20 protein-coding genes and 1 tRNA gene are annotated in these 19,642 nt (G+C 36.3%); 7 read left to right on the top strand and 14 right to left on the bottom strand.

Features of this window, described 5'->3' with window-relative positions:
• Positions 1-209 precede the first annotated feature (209 nt).
• Both rpmE and prfA read left to right on the top strand, forming a co-directional pair.
• The gene (gene rpmE / locus WC747_01720) at positions 210-407 is read left to right on the top strand and encodes a 50S ribosomal protein L31 (GenBank protein ID MFA5998718.1); all 198 of its coding nucleotides are present in this window, start codon (positions 210-212) and stop codon (positions 405-407) included.
• A 30-nt stretch (positions 408-437) separates the two neighbouring features.
• Positions 438-1,511, top strand: coding sequence for a peptide chain release factor 1 (gene prfA / locus WC747_01715; protein ID MFA5998717.1), 1,074 nt, complete (start codon positions 438-440; stop codon positions 1,509-1,511).
• 178 nt (positions 1,512-1,689) lie between these two features.
• On the opposite strand, the gene WC747_01710 is transcribed toward prfA, so the two are convergent.
• Positions 1,690-2,364, bottom strand: a complete 675-nt coding sequence (locus WC747_01710; protein ID MFA5998716.1) for a queuosine precursor transporter — start codon at positions 2,362-2,364, stop codon at positions 1,690-1,692.
• Positions 2,365-2,377: 13 nt separating this feature from the next.
• Positions 2,378-3,553 (bottom strand): branched-chain amino acid transport system II carrier protein, encoded by a 1,176-nt coding sequence (locus WC747_01705; GenBank protein MFA5998715.1) that lies wholly within the window; start codon positions 3,551-3,553, stop codon positions 2,378-2,380.
• Between the two features lie 203 nt (positions 3,554-3,756).
• On the opposite strand from WC747_01705, the gene WC747_01700 reads away from it, so the two are divergent.
• The gene (locus WC747_01700) at positions 3,757-4,131 is read left to right on the top strand and encodes a hypothetical protein (GenBank protein MFA5998714.1); all 375 of its coding nucleotides are present in this window, start codon (positions 3,757-3,759) and stop codon (positions 4,129-4,131) included.
• Between the two features lie 65 nt (positions 4,132-4,196).
• Here the strand turns inward: WC747_01700 and WC747_01695 are convergent, their stop codons facing one another.
• The 5 genes from WC747_01695 to WC747_01675 all read right to left on the bottom strand — a co-directional run bounded on the left by WC747_01695 (position 4,197) and on the right by WC747_01675 (position 7,424).
• Positions 4,197-4,541, bottom strand: coding sequence for a hypothetical protein (locus tag WC747_01695; GenBank protein MFA5998713.1), 345 nt, complete (start codon positions 4,539-4,541; stop codon positions 4,197-4,199).
• 365 nt (positions 4,542-4,906) lie between these two features.
• Positions 4,907-5,737 (bottom strand): UTP--glucose-1-phosphate uridylyltransferase, encoded by an 831-nt coding sequence (locus WC747_01690; protein MFA5998712.1) that lies wholly within the window; start codon positions 5,735-5,737, stop codon positions 4,907-4,909.
• Positions 5,738-5,780: 43 nt separating this feature from the next.
• Positions 5,781-6,800 (bottom strand): phenylalanine--tRNA ligase subunit alpha, encoded by a 1,020-nt coding sequence (gene pheS, locus WC747_01685; GenBank protein MFA5998711.1) that lies wholly within the window; start codon positions 6,798-6,800, stop codon positions 5,781-5,783.
• Between the two features lie 146 nt (positions 6,801-6,946).
• Positions 6,947-7,189 carry a GIY-YIG nuclease family protein gene (locus WC747_01680; protein MFA5998710.1) on the bottom strand — a complete coding sequence of 81 codons (243 nt, stop codon included), beginning with the start codon at positions 7,187-7,189 and terminating at the stop codon, positions 6,947-6,949.
• 160 nt (positions 7,190-7,349) lie between these two features.
• Positions 7,350-7,424 (bottom strand) — tRNA-Phe (locus WC747_01675).
• A gap of 210 nt (positions 7,425-7,634) precedes the next feature.
• Here WC747_01675 and WC747_01670 point away from each other — a divergent pair.
• Together WC747_01670 and WC747_01665 are read left to right on the top strand one after the other, a co-directional pair.
• Complete coding sequence (locus WC747_01670) at positions 7,635-8,303, top strand: hypothetical protein (GenBank protein ID MFA5998709.1); 669 nt, start codon at positions 7,635-7,637, stop codon at positions 8,301-8,303.
• Positions 8,304-8,318: 15 nt separating this feature from the next.
• The gene (locus tag WC747_01665; GenBank protein ID MFA5998708.1) at positions 8,319-8,891 is read left to right on the top strand and encodes a DNA starvation/stationary phase protection protein; all 573 of its coding nucleotides are present in this window, start codon (positions 8,319-8,321) and stop codon (positions 8,889-8,891) included.
• 7 nt (positions 8,892-8,898) lie between these two features.
• Here WC747_01665 and dnaE read toward each other — a convergent pair whose 3' ends face one another.
• The gene (dnaE, locus tag WC747_01660; protein ID MFA5998707.1) at positions 8,899-12,348 is read right to left on the bottom strand and encodes a DNA polymerase III subunit alpha; all 3,450 of its coding nucleotides are present in this window, start codon (positions 12,346-12,348) and stop codon (positions 8,899-8,901) included.
• 393 nt (positions 12,349-12,741) lie between these two features.
• Here dnaE and WC747_01655 point away from each other — a divergent pair, with 393 nt between their 5' ends.
• Positions 12,742-13,014, top strand: coding sequence for a hypothetical protein (locus tag WC747_01655; protein MFA5998706.1), 273 nt, complete (start codon positions 12,742-12,744; stop codon positions 13,012-13,014).
• Between the two features lie 20 nt (positions 13,015-13,034).
• On the opposite strand, the gene rodA is transcribed toward WC747_01655, so the two are convergent.
• The 5 genes from rodA to WC747_01630 form a co-directional block, all read right to left on the bottom strand.
• Positions 13,035-14,138: a rod shape-determining protein RodA gene (gene rodA / locus WC747_01650; protein MFA5998705.1), complete on the bottom strand. Its 1,104-nt coding sequence runs from the start codon at positions 14,136-14,138 to the stop codon at positions 13,035-13,037.
• A 162-nt stretch (positions 14,139-14,300) separates the two neighbouring features.
• The gene (locus WC747_01645; GenBank protein ID MFA5998704.1) at positions 14,301-14,855 is read right to left on the bottom strand and encodes a hypothetical protein; all 555 of its coding nucleotides are present in this window, start codon (positions 14,853-14,855) and stop codon (positions 14,301-14,303) included.
• A 112-nt stretch (positions 14,856-14,967) separates the two neighbouring features.
• Positions 14,968-16,524 (bottom strand): hypothetical protein, encoded by a 1,557-nt coding sequence (locus WC747_01640; protein ID MFA5998703.1) that lies wholly within the window; start codon positions 16,522-16,524, stop codon positions 14,968-14,970.
• Between the two features lie 53 nt (positions 16,525-16,577).
• Positions 16,578-17,429 carry a hypothetical protein gene (locus WC747_01635; protein MFA5998702.1) on the bottom strand — a complete coding sequence of 284 codons (852 nt, stop codon included), beginning with the start codon at positions 17,427-17,429 and terminating at the stop codon, positions 16,578-16,580.
• Entirely contained in the window at positions 17,426-17,860 is a 435-nt protein-coding gene (locus WC747_01630) for a cytidine deaminase (GenBank protein MFA5998701.1), read from the bottom strand. The genes WC747_01635 and WC747_01630 overlap by 4 nt, the downstream gene beginning before the upstream one ends.
• 324 nt (positions 17,861-18,184) lie before the next feature.
• Between WC747_01630 and WC747_01625 the strand changes: the two genes are divergently transcribed.
• A complete protein-coding gene (locus tag WC747_01625) occupies positions 18,185-18,715 on the top strand; it encodes a hypothetical protein (protein ID MFA5998700.1) in 531 nt (176 codons plus the stop codon).
• Positions 18,716-18,849: 134 nt separating this feature from the next.
• Here WC747_01625 and WC747_01620 read toward each other — a convergent pair whose 3' ends face one another.
• Positions 18,850-19,473: an ankyrin repeat domain-containing protein gene (locus tag WC747_01620; GenBank protein MFA5998699.1), complete on the bottom strand. Its 624-nt coding sequence runs from the start codon at positions 19,471-19,473 to the stop codon at positions 18,850-18,852.
• Between the last annotated feature and the right edge of the window lie 169 nt (positions 19,474-19,642).

Genomic DNA, 19,642 nt, shown 5'->3' with positions numbered 1-19,642 from the left:
AGCAATGGTTTGGGAGTGACTTATACATCTTAGGTGAGCTTCTGAAACAGGCTAAACTTGGTGTCAAAGTATAAAGATAAAACGTTGTGGGCGAATGCCATTGAGCGATATTGGTTAAAAAACGCGTTTTTTGAAGAGTTTTTTGACAAAATGACGTAATTCGTTCATACTGAAAATGTATAAATTTGGTAAGATAAAGGTATTATTCTATGAAACAAGGCATACATCCAGAGTTATTTGCAGTAGATGTAAAATGCACCTGCGAACACTCATTCATTACAAGATCGACAAAAAAAGAAATTCGATCAACACTTTGCTCAAAATGTCATCCATTTTTTACTGGTCAGCAAAGATTTGTTGATACAGCTGGTCGAATTGAAAAATTCAGAAAGAAATTTGCGAAATAATCGATTTCTTATTACATTCTTGGAAAATTTGTGTTTACTAAATGGGACCAGTTAGAAGCTTTACATAAAAGATTAGAAGACCAGGTTTCTTCAGGAAATGTAACATCAAAAGATCGTGCTGAGGTCCAACGAAACTTATCAAACGTTTCAGATATCCTCAATGGTCACAAAGAACTCGAGAAGACTCGGGCTTCTTTACAAGAAACAGAAAAACAAGCTCAACAAGAACAAGATGTTGAGCTTGTTTCATTGTTTAATCAAGAAATTCAAGATTTAAAATCTCAAATAGCTATTCAAGAAAAAGAGCTAGAAGATCTCATGTACACTGCCGACGAGTTAAGCACCAGAAGTGCATATCTTGAGATTCGCGCAGGAACAGGCGGTCAAGAAGCTGCTTTGTTTGTGGGTGATTTGCTTAAGATGTATCTTTTGTATGCTGAAAAGCGCGGTTGGAAAACTGAGATCACCGAGCAAAGTGTAACTGACTTGGGTGGGCTGAAAGAGGTTATTGTTCATATCAAAGGCAAAAATATTTACGGTACGTTGAAAATGGAATCTGGTGTTCACCGAGTTCAGCGAGTTCCTGCAACAGAAACAGCTGGGCGCGTGCATACATCAACGGCAACCGTAGCAGTGCTACCAGAGGCTGAAGATGTTGATGTGCAATTGAATGATTCAGATCTTCGAGTTGATGTGTATCGTTCAGGTGGTGCTGGTGGTCAGCACGTTAACACAACCGATTCTGCGGTTCGTGTAACACACATACCAACTGGTGTTGCTGTTGCTTGCCAAGAAGAACGATCTCAACATAAAAATAAAGCAAAAGCTTTAAAAATGTTACGTTCTCGCTTGCTTGCTCATGCTCAAGAGGTACAAAAATCGAAAGAGTCTCTGGCTCGAAAAGAACAAATTGGAACTGGAGAGCGTTCAGAGAAAATCAGAACCTACAATTATCCTCAAAACCGCGTAACTGATCATCAAGTTGACTTGTCAGTAAAATCTTTAGATTTTGTGATGCAGGGAGATTTGGATGAAATTATTAACGCGCTTTTGGATCATTCTCGTAAAACACGTCAAATGCTTCCTATCTTGGAAACTTTATAAAAAATAGTTTTTTATAATAGATGTTTGTTGTTTTAGTTACCGCTACCAAATAACCTTCTTTCCACATCTCTTCGTCCTTCCGACTTCGCCCAGGCGTCGACGGACACGCGTGCTCGCCTGTGCGCCGTAGCTTTATCGTAGGAGTAACACGGGGATCCATGTGCTGAAAGTTTTATCGTTAATTCTTTTCTCTTAGGTTAACCGCTTTTTTAGCAATCAATAGAAATGGTGTTGTCATTAAAATGGCAATTATTTTGATACTATAACTCATCGTGATGATGTGCCCAATGTTTGCCACAATGCCATAGAGTCCCAAGTAGCTAAACAAAATAGTATCGATGAGCTGTGAAGTGCCCAGGGCAAAATAATTTCTAAAAATAAAATATTTTCCGTGAGTTTGTTTTTTGATGTAACCGTACAGATGCATGTCGGTAAATTGTGTTATCAAGTACGAAACAAATGATGCACTTATAATGCGTATGGTGAATGCCATAATGCTTGCAAAATGAGGATGCGCATCGTCAGCAGGAGATGGTGTGTAACCTAAAATGAACAGTGTGGTAATCATATAAAAAATAGAACACGCAAAACTAATCCAAATTGCTTTACGAGCATACTGCTGCCCCCAAAATTCTTGTAGCAAATTAATACTAAAGCTAATACCGACAATGAATGCATCAGCACTCGTTACCGACCAACCAAATAGATTAATTTGTTTTATGACAAAAATATTTGCGATGACAAAAAGCAATGACACATAAGCGATGAGCGCTTCTTTACCAAGTCTGCAGAAAAGTAGTGTGCTCAGGCTGATAGTTCCAACATGTAGTGCAAATATAAATTCATTAGTCATGAAATAATCCTGTTTACGCCATCAAATATGGATAAAAATAGATCCAAGTCATTGCAAGTGTCGTAATAAACACCGGCAATTTGATCCATTTAAAATCGAACAAACTGTATGCAATGTTACATAGAGTAATCGTAACGATGATTGGATATCCGAAATTGATCGGTGCAATCGCCCATTTCAAAATATTAGTTAAACCAAAGTTTGAAATGATCATGGTGATGACAAGGCCAATAGTTAAGCTGTGAAGATAGCTCAATTTTTTATTAAAAATTTCATTACGTAGATATTCTGCAAAAACAGCAGCAAGTGCAGCCATGGTTGAAAGGCATGCCATCATGACAGCAGTAATTAAAATGATAACACCATGTTTTCCAACTACGTGCAGAGCAATGACTCGAAACATTTCTGCGCCATTCATTGAGCTGTCAACCAAGTGTGCATAATAAGCACCCAGGAAACTAAGTCCAACATAAAACGTTGTCATAAAAACACCAGCGATTGCGCCACCTTTTAAGCACATTAAAGCAAGTTGCTTATTGGTTAGTGAATGTTGCGTATCATTTAATTTTAATAAACGCACAATAATGTATGCAAAAAATAAAGCACCAAGTAAATCAAGAGTTTGAAATCCGAGCAAAACTTGGTCAAACAAAACGGTATTTGTTGGTAGCGTTTGCGGGATTGTAGTTTGAGCGCTCACGAGTCCAGCAATCACAATGAAGCAGAGTGACCCGATTTTTATTGGACTGATATATTTTGCTAATACGTTGAGAATTTGTGATTCTTTGTAGGTTAAAATAAATACCATTAAGCAAAATAAGAAACTAAAAAGAGGTAGCCCAACAGCAGGTAAAAATGGTGCAAGCATTGCGTATGGAACTGTAACGCAGCGTGGCATTACCAAGAAGGGCCCGATGATGAGCATGCAAAAAAGAATTGCGAAAAATCCTGGTATAGCCCCAATGCGATTAAAGAATTTTTTATAATCTCCATCGAATAAAATCATAGCCACCAGGCCGATAATTGGAAGAAGGACACCGGTTAAAAGAAACCCAAAAATACCAATATAATTTTTGCTTCCTGCCATCACACCTGCATTAACAGGATACATAATATTTCCAGCACCAAACAGCATGGTAAAGATTGCAAGACCAATGGTAACGACGCTTACGGGTAATTGTTTTTTCATTTAAATCCTTTTCAAATAATATCCTTTAATAATACGCATATTTGCATTTTTTTCAAATCTGGCCTGTTTTCAAAGTACTGGGGATGGCTTTTGATGCCTCTTTGCAGCAAATTAGAAGAGGCGCTTTTGCCACTTTTTTCAAGCCTGGTATGCTATTTGTAATGATTAAACCATACGATTAAACCATAAAAAAGGAATTTATTTTGAAAAAATTAATGTTGATGAGTGCTTTGTTTTTATCAAGTACGGTAGCTCAGGCTTCCTCAAATCAAGTCACTGTACGAAATCAGATCGCAGTGCATACCGGAGACATTCCATTGATAATTGTTGAAAAATTAATTCCTGTGACACTAGTTTTAGGAACAGATTGGTTTTTTGTTACAAGTGATTCTTCTAGTGCGATAGATCAAGTATTTAGAGCTACTGAGGTAACAAGTATTTTGATTGCAACAAGTACGAATAATGCCAATGCTGCAGATGCAGCTGTAAAAGTTGCATGGTTATCAGTTGTAGCACATTGGCTGTATAGACAATTTGAACCTGTCGGTACAGTTGCTGCAAATAATCGACGAGCATAAAGTAATAAGTTTATAACAAAAAAGCCCTTGGCCTAAAAATCAAGGGCTTTTTTATTGTTCGATTTTTAAGAAATTTGTCCGATTAAAACTCGTTTGTCAGTTGAAGCTTGCTGGTATCGGTTATATTTTTTACTTGCAGGATCCCAAGTTTCATTCTCGTCGTCAGATTTTTTTGCTTTCTTTTCAAAAATATCTTCAGGAATTAATCGATGTCCGCAAGCCACGCATCCGTATCCATACCCATGTTCAAACTTTACTTTTGGTTGTTGCCAGCAGTTGCAATCACACTGCACTATTTCTCGTTCTACTCGTCGTAGCACTTGTCCAGTGTAGACAAAGTCTCGACATAGATTACAACTATCAATTGATTGAGTAGCAAAGATTAAAGCACATAACAATAACTTTTTCATAAATCCCCCTTTTCTGAAATGATGAATTGATTTTGTTGTCAAAATGGTATCAGTTTGCTGGTAAGGATAGCAATAGTTGTAAAAAAGGTTTTTTAAAGGAATTTTAATTTTTCGTTAAGTTAACTAGGTTGTCAAAGACTTTGTCTCTCCACCTCTTCGTCCTCGGACTCGATCCGGGGATCCAGGTTCTCATAGTTTTTATGATATAAAGTTTACATAGCACATGGATCCCCGGGTTAAACCCGAGGACCCAGGCTTCGTTAAAACTTCGCCGGGCACGGCGAGAGGGGGAGGTTTTAAATTAGAGTATCGAAGAATGAAGTTGATGTGCTTAAAACAAAATCATACCGTTAGTAAGGAAGAATCTAGTCGATTTTATTGTGCTTAACAATGAATTCGAGCCAGCCCTGAGGGGTTCCCGTATCAAAGCGTTGACCCTTAATTTTTACCGCTAAAACCTTAAATCCTTTTTTAATCATGAGGTTGATGGTGTCAGGAAGTAAAATTTCGCCATTTGCAGCAGGTTGAGTGAGTGGAATATGAGCAAAAAGTGAGCTGTGAAAAATATAACGACCAACAATAGCTAAGTTGGATGGAGCGTCTGCAGCTTGAGGTTTTTCGACCAGGTGATCAATCTCGAAAATATCATGAGTAATTTGTAGCCCTGGCGCAACGACTCCGTATGAAGAAATCTGATCGTAGGGAACTTCGAGTACGCCGATGACCATAGCTTGATGCTCTTGAGCTATTTTTGCAAGGTAGCCGATTTCTGGCTTTGCCCCGAAAATAATATCATCAGGAAGAGCTACGGCAAAAAACTCATCGTTTTCAATTGCTGGTTGAGCGTGTAGCAGAGCATTTGCAACACCTTGGGGTTTGTTTTGAATAAAGTATTGAAATTTTGCAATGGCAATAAGTTTGTTTAATTCATCCAGACAAGAGCTTTTACCTTGCTGCGCTAAAATATCTTCAAGGTGCTGGTTGCGTGTAAAATAATCAACTATGACGCTTTTTTCAGGTGAAAGCACAACGAGTATGTTGTCTATTTTTGCATCCAGACCTTCTTGGACAATGTATTGAATTGCTGGTTTGTTTGAAAGGGGCAACATTTCTTTTGGAATGGATTTGGTGATTGGTAAAAATCTGCTACCAATTCCAGCAGCTGGAATAATTAATTTTGAGATATTGTAATCCATTAAAAATGCCTTATATTAAATTGCTTAATTTAAACTGTTTTTTTTAGAACTGTTGCAAAAACTGTATATTGCTGCTGTGTAGAAGTCTGATGTCAGGAATTTGATATTTTAACATCGTCAATCGAGTCAGTCCAAATCCAAAAGCAAAGCCTGAATATTTTGTTGGATCAATGCCACCATGTTTTAAAACTTCAGGGTGAATGAGTCCAGCCCCCATCAGTTCAATCCATCCAGTTCTTTTACAAACTGAACAACCTTCTGAACAAAATGGGCATGATGCATCGATTTCAAGGCCTGGTTCCACAAAGGGGAAATATCCTGGGCGCACACGAATGGTAATTTCTTTTTCAAACAGCTGCGTCAAAAATGATTTTAAAGTAGCTAAAAGGTTGGAGATAGAAACGTTTTCTGCAATGTACATTCCTTCAAACTGCATAAACATAAAATCATGGGAAGCATCAGTTGCTTCATTGCGCATGGTTCTACCAGGAGCAATAATTGCGATAGGAGGTTTTTGAGTTTGCATGGTTCGAATCTGAACCGTTGAAGTTTGAGTTCGTAGTAAATGTTGCACGTCAATCCAGAACGTATCTGAATCTTGGCGAGCTGGATGATCTTTAGGAACATTGAGAGCAGTAAAGTTGAAGAACTCTGTTTCAAGTTCTGGTCCATCGGCTACAGCAAAACCCATAGAGATAAAAATGTTTTGAATTTGCTCAGTGATTTGAGTGTATGGATGCAAGCTGCCTGTTGTAACTGGTTTAGAAATTGTTACATCGAAATATTTTTGTTTTTCTTCTTGGGCGTGAATTTTTTGTTGAAACAGTTTTTCTTTTTTATCATCGAACAACTGTTGAATTTCTTTTTTAAGTTCATTTAATTGTGGTCCAACCAAGCGTTTAAGGTCTGTATCAAGAGTTTTTAATGTCTCAAATAGTTGAGCAATGCTTCCTTGGCGAGATAGATATTCTAGACGAAAAGTCTCCAGGTCTGCTTCGTTTGAAACAGCTTGGAGCTTTTGGATTAAATCTTGTTTTGACTGGTTTAAATTTTGTAAGTTCACGTTAATTTAGCCTTTATAGTCGCCCATTTTTGATACAGAAAACAGATTCTTGATCATTTTAGTAGCGTATCAAAGGTTATTGGTGTTAGCAAACTTTTCCAAGATAGGGTGAGTATTGAATTGAAAGGGGGTGATTTAAAAGTATTTTACCAAAGTCTGTTTTTGGCGAACGCTCTACCAGATCCAGATTTTAAATATTTTTCAAAAGATGCTGCTTTTAATTTATCATCAAAGCCAATTAATACTTCTATGCTCCAGGGCTTATGCAGTTTCGTATGAGGCGATTTACCTGAGTTATGTGTTTTTAATCGCTCAGCAAAATTATCCGTAAAACCAATATACTTTTCATTTGGAAATTCAATAGATCGGATAAGGTATACGTAATACATGATATTTATGACTTTTTATTTTTATTGTCCAGCCTGCGTGTCAAGCTAACGCTTGCTTACTTCGGCGGACAGCTTTCGCTTGTTATATCGAATTTATTTCTTCGAATATTGTTTTTTGGCATTCAGTTATGGCCGTGCCAGCTGAAGCCTTGGCGAAAGCTGGTGCCCAGAGATGGAATCGAACCACCGACACTCTGCTCTTCAGGCAGATGCTCTACCACTGAGCTACCTGGGCGTAATTTGAATTTTCAATTTTGATTTTCAACGGATTGAAAAAAGAATGAATTTTTAGAGCAATTCGTTAAACAGGATATCTGGAGCAGGTTTAATTGTCAAGAAGCATTATAAGCTCTTTAGTTTATTTTCTTTTTTAAAAAAACACATAAGATAATCAAGTAACACATAGGAATCAATGATGATGCTTTAAAAAAGAAGGATTGGTGGTATGAGGGTGTTGATGTCTGAGTCGTACAATATTGCTTGGTTTACGTTAGCTGATTTTGTAACTCGTGGAGAAAAAGAGCGAGCATTAAGTATGCTTAGATTATTAATGCATTCGGTTCAAGATGTCGCCATAGCTCATCAGCTTGAGGGTGATATTTTACTAGCATTTGCAGATGACTGCGCTTTTGATCGATATTATACTGCCGCAATTTTGTATAAACAATCTGAAAGGTATCAACAAGCTATTAGTGTTTGTCTGCAAGTATCTTCGCTTAAAGAAGATGAAAGAACTTTGGAAGTTCTTCTCGATATCTATGTCATACTCAATAATAAATCAGAAACTTTAGAAACATTTTCTCGGTTAGCAAAAGTTTGTATTTCGCAAAACAATACAGAGTTATTGCAAAAAATATTTCAAGATCATTTTTCACAAAACTCGAAATTGATGCAGGCACTTTTAACTGCAAGGTTAGTTAGGGCTTTGTTGTTGTACGATGAAACAAATAAAAGTATTACAAAATATATGCAACAAACTCTTGATCTTTTCCAGGCATCTTTGCAATCATCTGATCTGTTACAAACAGATTTGCAAAAATTTTTATCTGAGATCAAAGTTTTAAACTTTGATGAGTATAAAAAAGCAGAACTTTATTTAGGAAATAATCTTTAACCAAAAGGAGTTCAGATGAAGCGTTTAAATTCTTATGTGTTAGCCGGTATTTTGTGCGCAGGAGCTGTGCACGGTAAACCTACGGAAAATGAAAAGATGAGTAAAGAGGATAATTCAAAAAAGGGAGAGATTGTTATGACCAATGCAGATAAAAAAGTAAGCCAACAGTTGTTAAACGAACTTTTAGCAAATGAAACAGTAATGTTGTTTCAAACGTTAAATTATCATTGGAATTTAACTGGTCCAGAATTTCATGATTATCATTTGTTGTTTGATGCGCAGTATAATGCATTGTTTGCGGACTTAGATAAACTTGCAGAACGCGTACGTGCCGTTGAAGGTGAAGCTCTTGGTAGCATGAAAGCTATGCTCAAAGAAGCAAGTCTTAAAGAAGATACTGGCGCTACACCAGCTCCAAAACAAATGGTTAAAAATCTTTTGAAACAATATGAAGCTTTAATAGAGCTGACTCGTGATGATATTAAAAAACTTGAAAAATCAGATATTGTTACAAGCAATTTCTTACAAGATTTAGCTGGCAAACATGAAAAAACTGCTTGGATGCTACGATCATTAGCGGCTAAGTAATAAGAAGTTACAAATCAACTGTTCCTGAAATATTGAATTCGTTTAATTTTGCAATGAGATCAAGATTTAATGAAATTGATTTTTTAGTGACCAGTTTGATGCTTTTACCATTTTCTTGAAACACCATACGAAGGGGGATCTTTCCTCCTTCTATTTTTTTAATGAATTCAATATGCTCAAGCGTTACGTCATCAGGAAGTTGCAGCGTTACTTGATTAATTTTATCCCACTGATCAAACACAAGTTCTAAGGGCACAAACTGGTTTGCTTTAATTTTGCAGCTTGCTTGTGCTGCAATATCAAGAGATCCTTTGACCACGAATATAGTGTAATCGCTTAACCATGGCTCAATTTGTTTAAATAATCGTGGGAAAATAATAATTTCTGCATGATTATGCAAATCTTCGATTTGAACAAAAGCCATACGATCACCTTTTTTAGTAGAGATGATTTTTTTCTGCGTGAGCAGCCCGTACGTGGTAACAGTTGGTTCTTGTTGCGCGCTTACAGGTTGTTTTTTTAAAAGTTCTAAAAGATCATGGATGTTATTTGCCTGTATCCAAGCAAGTTGTTTTTCGTTAACTTGCACAGGATGAGAGCTGATATAAAAACCTAAAACTTCTTTTTCTTTTTCGAGTCTTTCTTTATTTGACCATTCAGCTCTTTGCGTAAATGTATAGGCTTGTCCTTGACCAGTTTGTGCTTTGCTTGTGCTAAAAAGTTGCATCTGGCCAGTCAGTTTATGTTCTTTTATTTCAAGTGCGAGTTCAATGATATGAGCAAGCTCATTAAATTGTTGTGCACGATTGCCGGCCAGTTCATCAAAAGCTCCGGCACAAATTAAATTTTCAAGCACGCGTTTGTTTGATGTTCGTAAATCAATACGCTCACAAAAGTTTAAAATGTCTTTAAACGGTCCATTTTTTTCTCGATCAGCAATAATATTGTGCAGTGCAGCCAGGCCAATATTTTTTATACCTTGCAGTCCAAACAGTATTTTGTCACTCACCACCGTAAAATCTACATGAGAGTTATTAATGCTTGGTGGTAAAAGTTCAATGCCCATGTCTCGCGCTTCTTTCAAATAAAAAGCCATTTTTTCAGCATTGCCAGATTCAAGAGATATTAAACATGCTGCGAACTGAGCAGGGTAGTTTGCTTTTAAATAAGCCGTTTGATACGCAATGAGCGCATAGGCCGCAGAGTGAGACTTGTTAAAACCGTAACCAGCAAAAAATGCCATCAATTCAAAAAGTGCATCAGATCTTTTAAGGTCAAATCCCTTTGAAATTGCTCGCTCGACAAATATTTTTTTCTGCTCGGCCATAACGTCAGCTTTTTTCTTACCCATCGCTCGACGTAAAATATCAGCTTCTCCGAGTGAATATCCACCGATGACTGAAGCGATTTTCATAACCTGTTCTTGGTAAACAATAACTCCGTACGTTTCTTCAAGCACATCTTTTAATTCATCAAAGAAATAATTGATTGTTTGTTTGCCATGTCGGCGCAAAATGTAATCGTCAACCATTCCGGCGTTTAAAGGTCCTGGGCGATAGAGTGCGTTAACCGCGATGATATCTTCAAATTTGTCAGGCTTAAGTTTGCGTAAAACTTCTTTGAGGCCATCAGACTCTAGCTGGAACACACCAGACGTTTTTCCAGCTTGTAAAAGGTCAAATGTTTTTTGATCATCAAGTGGAATATGATCGATATCAATTGTTATATTTTGTTGTTTTTTAATTAAATTGAGAGCGTTTTTAACAAGCGTTAAGTTTTTTAAACCTAAAAGATCTATTTTTAAAAAACCAATGCTTTCAAGTTCTGTCATTGCATATTGAGCAACGATTGCATTATCTTTTGGTGGGATAAAAATAGGAAGCATTTCATGCGTTGGCTCAGGAGTAATCACAATGCCAGCAGCATGTTTTGATGCGTGACGCGTAACGCCTTCGAGCTTAAATGCAATATCGAAAACATGTTTAATTGTTGGATTATTCTGGATTAGTTCTTTAAGTTGCGGCTCTTGTTCGAGTGCTTCTTTGAGCGTAATTTTTAATTGTTCGGGAACGAGTGCTGTGATCATGTTTGATTCTTCGAACGGCAGTCCAAGTGCTCGAGCAACATCTTTGATGACACCTTTGGCAAGCATGGTTCCAAATGTAATAATTTGGCACACTTTATCATGACCATACTTATCTTTAATGTAGTTGATGACCGATTCTCGGCCTTCAATGCAAAAATCGATATCGATATCTGGCATGCTGATACGTTCAGGATTTAAAAAACGTTCAAAAAGTAAATTATATTTGAGCGGGTCAATGTTGGTAATTTCCAAGCACCATGCAACCAGAGCTCCTGCTGCAGAACCACGACCAGGGCCAACAGGGATATCGTTTCGTCGCGACCACATAATAAAATCACTCACGATCAGAAAATACCCAACGAATCCCATTTTGATAATCAGATCCATTTCAAGTTCTAACCTGGCTACATATTTTTCTTTTTCTTCGATTGGGAATCGTTTTTTAAGGGCTAATGTTTCAAGCCCAGCTCGGCATAACGTTTGAAAATATTGCTCTGGTGTTTGTCCTTGCGGTGTTGCAAATGCTGGAAAAAATAATTTATCTGTTTCAAATTTAAAGTTGCACATGTCTGCAATTTTGCCAGAGTTGTAAATTGCTTCAGGATGATCTTTAAAGATCTCAAGCATTTCTGTCTCAGACCGCATGTATGCACGACATTCTTTAAAGCTAAAGCGCGTCGGGTCGTCAAATCGTTTACCGGTACCAATTGCAAGCATGACTTCATGTGCTTCATGGTCGTGCTGTGAAATGTAATGGCAATCAGTGGTGGCAACGCAACCGATGCCAAGTTTGGCTCCAAGTTCAAAAAGTTTTTTATTCATCACCACTTGTTCTGCTTGGTCTTCAGGCTGCACTTCAAAATAAAAACGATCTTTGCCAAAATGCTTCACAAACCAATCGATTTGTTTTAAAGCTTCTTGCTCTCGATCATTTTTTAAAAGTTGCGGAATGTGACCACCCAAGCATGCGCTGGTAGCAATGAGTCCTTCGCAGTGCTCTGCAAGTATGTTGTAATCGATACGTGGCTTGAAGTAAAAACCTTTTTGATATGAAAATGCGATAAGTTTGCAGAGGTTTTTATACCCGATTTCATTTTCGACAAGTAAAATTAAATGATAATATTTTTTATCAACCGAACGTTGATCCACGTCTTCAGTGATGTATGCTTCCATACCGAGAATCGGCTTGATGCCAGCTTTTTTACACAGTTGAAAAAACTTTACTGCACCAAAAATATTTCCATGATCCGTTATAGCGAGTGATTTTAGTCCTTGCTCTTTTGCATGATCAACTAATTTAGGAAGGGTGATTGCACCATCAAGTAGTGAATATTCTGTATGAAGATGTAGATGAGTAAAATGTTTTGTCATACAAAATAATATTTTTTAAGTTTTTTATTGAAATTTGTCTAGTTCTGCGCAAACGATGACAAGAAATTTTATCCCCTTCTCCTCGTCCTCGGGCTTGACCCGGGGATCCATGTGCAGTAGATACTTAACCTTAAGTAATGTAAGTTTTTTTAGTGTACCTAAAATTTTGGAACTTGTGTATGAGAGATTTTGCGGGTAGTAAAAAAAGAAGATAAGAAATATAACGCTTTGTCATAACATTTGATCTTCTTTTTAATAAGTTAATTCTATTTTTCCATTGAAGGTGTTTTGCTTTGCCGTTAGCTTTAGCTTCCAATAAATTCATTTTCAAAATCAATAAAAAAGGGTATATGCATAGTAAATATTTTTATACAAACAAAAAAGGATCGTTTTATGAAAAGTGCAAAAATTATTTTAATAAGTTGTTTCTTTGTAAGTAGTGCGTTACTTATAGCTCCACCAAAAGAGATTGAAGAAGTATCTATGGCGCAGCGTTTAAATGCTTACAACCAAGCATATGAAGCTGTAAGATGCGGCTATGTGAAAGAATTAGAACGAGTCTTGCAAACCAGAGAAGAAGATGGCCTCATTAAAGCTGAAGATGACTTTAAGTTACGCAAAAGAGAACTAGCAGACAAATATCCTGATGTGGTTCGATCTTTGTAAAAACAATAACATTTATACAGCTACATATCCTGAGCATATCTTTGGCAGGTTACGCTATTGATACATCCAAGGCTTGCAAAACTAGTCCAGATGTGCGTGATTCCATAGCTCATGAAGGGTAGGGGGATTCCAACAATGGGCATTAAATCAAGCACCATGCCAATATTAATCATTGTTGAAAACACTATGGGCGCCAGAAGGCCAAAGCACATCAGTTTTGGAAAAAATGAGGTGATGGTCAGTATCATCCCGAGTAGCTGAAAAAAGAGTAAAATATACAACGCTAAAACGATAATTGCGCCGACAAATCCTGTTTCTTCACAGATGACAGAAAAAATAAAATCTGTTCTACTTTCTGGCAAGAAACACATTTTGTTCTGAGTTCCTTTTCCAATTCCTTTTCCAATAAGTCCACCAGAGCCAACAGCTATTTTTGATTGTTCGATTTGATAACGCTCTTTGTTACGATCACCTTCACCTAAAAAAACTAAAATACGTTGTTTTTGATAAGGCTTTAAAAAGTGCCATGAAATGGGTGCCGTAACAAGTATACAAAGGCCAGCCATCATAAAAAATTTTGTTTGAAGGCCAGTAAACCAGAGCATGAGTGATCCAGAAAATAAGATGACGAGTGCGGTTCCTAAATCAGGTTGCTTGAGAACTAAAACAAAGCTGAGACAAATGACAGCAAGTGGAATGCCATACGTGATTGGCTTGGGCTCAGTTTGCTCTGTATCGTGCAAAAAATAGTAGGTGATGAACATAGGGAAAAAAAGCTTAGCAAGCTCTGAGGATTGAAATTTGACGAATCCTAGATTGATCCAACGTTGCGCTCCCATTCCTACAGAACCTTTGATGAGTGTGAAAAGTAAAAGACCGATGGTCAAAATATAGAGCCAATAACCAGTACGACAAATGGTGCGATAATCTATAAAGCTACAAAAAAAGTAGATGAGAATTCCTGAAAGGATTCCAAGGATTTGTTTTTTGAAAAACAAAGAAAAAGCACCATCTTTGCATGTTGTGCTGAACACAAAACAAAGGCTAATGCTTGAAAGTATTAACACCAGGAAAAGACTGATCCAGTCAAAGTAACATAAATATCTTCGATTAACGAATAACATAGTTTTTTTGTGTTGTGATTTTTAGGATTTTGCAGCAAAAAAAATTATACGTTAAGCAATGTTTTTGTACACGTTTAGTTTTTAAATACATTCGATATGAGGTTTTAATAAAACAAAAGGCTCGCAATGAGTGCGAGCCTTTTGTTTTATTAAAATTAAAAATTAATCATTTAAAATTATTTTTTTTTGAACTAATGGGTGATCTTGCAGATCAATGAGCATTTTTTTATTCTCATTAAATAGAGCTTCACACTTTGATAAAATATATTGATTTGGAGCTTTATCTAAAGCCATAAGACATTTTATACGATCATCAGTATTTAGTTGTCCTGTAGAAGAAAGATCTTCACACTTTAAGTTCAGGCTCAGTAATGTAGCAAGTCCAAAAAAATCTCCATGAAATAATCTATTTCGAACTTCTCTTGATAGAATCAAATTCTTTTTATCTATTTCAGACAAACGAAAGGTATCAATTATTTGTTCTTGGATTTCTTCTAATTTACAATTCTTATCCCAAGCATTTCTAATGATAAAAGGTTTTATTACGCCTGTACTTCTTTTAATAGTACCATTTAGTAATGGAATTTTTTGTATTTTCATAAATTCATCTACTAAATAACGCATTAAAAATTCTACAAAGCATGCTTTACCCGTAGCTGATTCATACTTTAAAATTACTTGCTCTTCACTTGCATTTAATAATTCTGATTTTCTCATACATAATCCTTATAAGTTGTAATGTCATTTCATAATGTTTGACTTTAGTATACCACAAAACAAAGCTATGAAATGCTTATCTGCTTTGATTTAGGTAACTTTAATCTGAATGTTAGCTTAAAATTTCTTGTATATGTTTACCTGCCGCGTTCATTGATGCACACGGATGCTCAGGATCAAGTTTTTCAAATGGACCAAAATGACAACTGCCAGGAGCTGAGTTCCATTCTGAGTAAAATTCTGGATCGTTGGTATGCCCCCAGAAATAAATACCTTTGACCGGAATTCCTTTATCTCGCGCAAGTTTGCATACATGTAGCGTCATATCAATAAAATCTTTTTTCGTTTGCTCGTCTGGCGTGTTACATCCTGTTTCAGCGATGTAAATATCTTTGCCAGGAAATGCTTTATGTGTTTCGATGATGCTTTCGAGTGCTGACTCTGCGTCAATTTTACCAGAGCAGTTATCGCCTTCTGCTACCCAGAGGTTAAAATGTATTGCGGGGTACAAGCTGAGAGCTATACCGTCAAAATGCTGCGTATGGGTTTGCATAAGGCTAACAAATTTTCCGTTGTACATTCTGCTTGCAATGCTACAAATAAACATTTCTAAAAGTCTTCGTGGATCACCGACACCATGTTTTGGTTTCATAGGTTTCCATTGATGCGAGATAAGCACTTGAATTTTGGGATTGAGAGCTTTTATTTTTTTAGATGCTTGAACATGCGCTTGAACAATATTATTAAAATACGCATCCTGGTCTAAAGAGCTTTGAAAAGGAGGAAGAGTTTGTCGTTTGACCCTAAAGCCAAAAGCAACTAATTGACTGATCGGGCAAACGTGTGTGATTTGTGGTGATGATGCAACGACTTGAGAGCAATAATCTGCAAACCACTCTGCGTGCTGAGGTTTTTCAAAAAGATTTGGAATGCATGAAGGATTTGCATAGTGGTGTAAAAAAAGCATAGGATTGCCAATTTGTTTTAACCATTGAGCTTGTGCTTGCAGCTTATCTTGATCAATTTCGATAGAATCGTCTTTTAAGACATCACAGGCTTCAAGGGAAATTCGATAATTTGGCAAGGCGCATTTTTTGCAGCCAACTTGTTTGTTAATGTTTAAATGATCTATTTGTGCAATCATTGCTTGTAGGTGCGCAGGTGTTAAAGTTGATGGTGATTTTGGTTGCTCGATTAAAGAGTTTTTATGAGAGCATTTTAAACAACGCTTCATAGTAAGTTTGTTGGCTGAGTGATTAGACGCTAAGTCTTTTATGAGCTTTTTTATTAATAATTTATTTTTTTCAGGGTTTAAGCTGCTTGGGTCAAAAACAGTTGAACAGTGACTACATGCAACTTTTGGCAACGATCTAAGTACGTACCAAATACGCTCTTTGCTTTCAAGCCAAGATTGAGGATCAGCTTGCTGCTGTGCAATAGTTTGTAAAGTTGAGCGAATGTGCTCGGGATTGACGGTATTTGAGGTTTGATGGGTTTGGGACATAGAAGTACCAAAACTGATTACAAAAGGGTCATTTTCATCAGCATTAAGCGCCTGATAGGTATTTTTACCCTGTGGGAATTTTTCCTTAGCAAATACTAAGCCATTGACATGGATAATGCCGACGAGCAGCAATAATTGAAGAAATGAAAATATCTTATTTTTCATGAAAACCCCCATAAATTACCGTGTTTTTATAACCTATAAAACAGTATACGTTTTTAGATGAAAAACGCATCTGGTAGGGGTAGTTTTCCGTCCTCGGTAGCTTGTGTGACAAAATATTCTTTTTGCTCAGAGTTCAGCGACAGGTAGATTGCGCTATAATAAGTTTTAAAAAATAATGAAAAAAATATTTGAAGTTTATCGATACTATCTTTGCGAACTTTTGTTAAATGATCGATAACACCTTCAATGTCTCTGTACGTTTTTGTAACATAGCCAGCAGCTTTTTTAAGGTGCGCATGTTTTAAGTCTGATGTGTGAAATGCTATTTCAAACAATACTTTAATATCTGAAATAGTAGCAATGGCTGAAGTAAATTCACTTTGAATGAGACCTAATTGTGCAGTGATTTCATGTTGTTGTTTACCCCATGCAATAAGAGCAGTTTTTAAATCAGTGATTAATGTTTTGGTTGGTTGAGGATTGATTCGTATCAGATGTGGCCCAAGATTTTGTAGCTTGCTAAAAATTTCTTGAAAAATGATTTGTGATTGTTTAATAGAGTCGATTGCTTGCTCTAAATTAGTTGTATCATTGTTGCCGATTTTCATGTTTGTTTGCCATGAATCATTAATCGATGGTGTTTGAATCTTGAGAAGCTCTTCTTGAATCGTAAGCTTAGCTCTGATCATATGACATGATTCTTTTGTGACTAAATAACTGAGTAGAATTATATCGATCAAAGTTTCTATGTGCTGCGTGTTTGAAAGCGTATCGATATGAGCTGTTTTCCATTCATGTGCTGTGCATTGAAAAGCGGTGCAGAGTTCTCTTTTTGATGAAAGTAAATATGAAGATGTTGCTGTGCACAGTGCGATGATAAGCCAAAGATTGAATACAAGCTTCATGAAATTAACCTTTTTTTAGATTGTTCAAGATCGTTATCGCAAAATGCATGAGGCATAAGTTCTTTAATTGTTGTTGTTGCAATGACTCTCTGCGGTGTTGCAATAATGATGATCGCGTCGCTACAAAATTCATATATCATTTGTCGGCACGCTCCGCAAGGAAAAACGCCAATATCGGTAACAAGTGCAAGATGGGTAAATGTGTTGTGTCCTGCTGTCAGCGCTGAAAAAATGGCAACACGTTCAGCACACATAGTCAGACCGTATGAAACAGATTCGATATTAAAACCACCAATAAAAGTTCCATCTGAGCTGCGAAGTGACGCGCCAACTTTAAAATTACTGTAGGTAGCAATAGCGCTCTGTTGCATGGTTGTTGCGAGTGAAACAAGGTCGGAAATTGTAAAAGAAGATTGATTTTTTTGCGTCATTGGTATCGTTGATTGTGCTATGAAAAACTACTCTATAGAAGTCTAGAGTACCATCTTGCCAAAGTTCTGCAAAGTGCAATCTGCAAAAAATTAAAAATAAGTATATCTAGTTTTTTTAATCATCTTACTTTGAAAATAATAGAAACCTGTTAGGAATCTGTGGTGATATTTTAGTGGGTTTGTTATGATTTGAAGTAGAAATACTTATTTTTCAAAAGGATTTGAATGGACTTTTGATGCTGATACTTTAGGACAAAAAATTCTTGGTAAACACAAAGGTTCAGTTGGCAAATTTATACCATATTCGGAGATTAAATTTTTATCATGAACTATATAAAAATTACAAAACACTCAGATTTTAAAGAGCTTTTAGAAGAAGATATATTGATAACTGGAAAAGCTTCTAGGCAAAAGGAAGAACTTGATTATAATACCTGGGGTATTATGTTCGACTATGACTTTGTTGCAAAAGTTACCTTGCAAGATTTGCAAAACTTTTTTGCAGAACTCAAGCATTATAAATCTATGCAATTGAAAAAAAATAAATATAAAGGACCTGTTACGTTATACATTTGGGTTGAGGATATGTCATTACAGTTATGCTTTGATATTTTATCAGGCAGTAATATTAAATTGCCGTTTCGTAACTGTAAGTTAAACATTTTAAAATCAATGGATCCCATTTTGCAAAATTTTCTTGACGCTGCTCAACGTGCAGCTGTTAGAGAATGCACCATAGGCATAGAAGAAATAAAGTTTTTTGAACCAGGAGATCCTGGTTTTGATGATTTTGATAAGATGGAAGTCGATAAAACAGAACGTATTTGCGATGTTTACGTTACAACTTTGCCCTAGATGATTACAGCGTCCATTTGGTTTGTGTAAAAAAGAGCTCAACAAAAAAGCTGGTTGTTAAATAATAACAACCAGCTTTTTTGATCTTGAAATATAAAATTAAGTTTATCTGGAACAGTCACTTGTTAAGCGTTTTATGCAGTAATTTTCATTGTGTAGTATTTGTTCATTGGTATATTGGCATAATTAGTCAATGATAGGAAAGGAGCGCTTATCGCTATGATACCTAGCCCTGGAAGACCGACTTGTATAAATGCCAATAAGCCTCCTAATGATGCTAGCGGGATGCTAAGAAGTAGGAGTGTGATCCCAAAAGTGAAGGCAACTGCCCCTATAATAAATATTGTTTTTATTACTTTATTGATAATTGATATTGGCTGGAGCAGTTTTTTAATGAAAAAAGCGTTTTCCTGTGTGGTAACAGAAGCATTTTTTTTGAGCAAATAGTGGATGGCACTTTTATAGCCATAATCAACAGCATAATCTAAAGCGGTTTTTCCATCTTTATCCAGAGCGTTAATATCAACGTTAGAGATTGCTATTTGTTTTATGACACGCATGTTTCCTGTCAACACCGCTTGATGTAAAATGGTCTGTCCATAGTCATTTACCATAGTTTTACTTTCAGGACTCTTTAACCAGCTTTGAGTGTTTCTAGATAGATTTCCTTGAGAAATTTCATGAAAAATATCGATTGAATGGGCCGTTGATCCATTGAGTAACAATAGCGCAGATGTGAAAATATACAATTTGTTCACAGTTCCCCCTAAGAAACAAAACATTAAAAATATGAGACTATAACATTTTAATTGTTAAAATTGCCCTTTGCAAAAGGGGTAGGGGGTTTTATTTTAAGGATTTGTTTATGGAGCTAAGTTTTAATATTTTGTGCGAATAGCACTGATTAAAGAAAAATCATTTTGAAAG

This window comes from Candidatus Babeliales bacterium (genome assembly GCA_041660205.1).
Taxonomy (GTDB): domain Bacteria; phylum Babelota; class Babeliae; order Babelales; family Chromulinivoraceae; genus JACPFN01.
This window is presented reverse-complemented; position numbering and strand designations above follow the sequence as displayed.

Coding starts and splice junctions, on each gene's coding strand:
- WC747_01640 (MFA5998703.1), bottom strand. CDS start 16,524: ATGAAAAATAAGATATTTTCATTTCTTCAATTATTGCTGCTCGTCGGC.
- WC747_01655 (MFA5998706.1), top strand. CDS start 12,742: ATGAAAAGTGCAAAAATTATTTTAATAAGTTGTTTCTTTGTAAGTAGT.
- WC747_01710 (MFA5998716.1), bottom strand. CDS start 2,364: ATGACTAATGAATTTATATTTGCACTACATGTTGGAACTATCAGCCTG.
- WC747_01695 (MFA5998713.1), bottom strand. CDS start 4,541: ATGAAAAAGTTATTGTTATGTGCTTTAATCTTTGCTACTCAATCAATT.
- WC747_01635 (MFA5998702.1), bottom strand. CDS start 17,429: ATGAAGCTTGTATTCAATCTTTGGCTTATCATCGCACTGTGCACAGCA.
- rpmE (MFA5998718.1), top strand. CDS start 210: ATGAAACAAGGCATACATCCAGAGTTATTTGCAGTAGATGTAAAATGC.
- rodA (MFA5998705.1), bottom strand. CDS start 14,138: ATGTTATTCGTTAATCGAAGATATTTATGTTACTTTGACTGGATCAGT.
- WC747_01665 (MFA5998708.1), top strand. CDS start 8,319: ATGAAGCGTTTAAATTCTTATGTGTTAGCCGGTATTTTGTGCGCAGGA.
- WC747_01670 (MFA5998709.1), top strand. CDS start 7,635: ATGAGGGTGTTGATGTCTGAGTCGTACAATATTGCTTGGTTTACGTTA.
- WC747_01645 (MFA5998704.1), bottom strand. CDS start 14,855: ATGAGAAAATCAGAATTATTAAATGCAAGTGAAGAGCAAGTAATTTTA.
- WC747_01690 (MFA5998712.1), bottom strand. CDS start 5,737: ATGGATTACAATATCTCAAAATTAATTATTCCAGCTGCTGGAATTGGT.
- WC747_01625 (MFA5998700.1), top strand. CDS start 18,185: ATGAACTATATAAAAATTACAAAACACTCAGATTTTAAAGAGCTTTTA.
- WC747_01680 (MFA5998710.1), bottom strand. CDS start 7,189: ATGTATTACGTATACCTTATCCGATCTATTGAATTTCCAAATGAAAAG.
- dnaE (MFA5998707.1), bottom strand. CDS start 12,348: ATGACAAAACATTTTACTCATCTACATCTTCATACAGAATATTCACTA.
- WC747_01630 (MFA5998701.1), bottom strand. CDS start 17,860: ATGACGCAAAAAAATCAATCTTCTTTTACAATTTCCGACCTTGTTTCA.
- WC747_01705 (MFA5998715.1), bottom strand. CDS start 3,553: ATGAAAAAACAATTACCCGTAAGCGTCGTTACCATTGGTCTTGCAATC.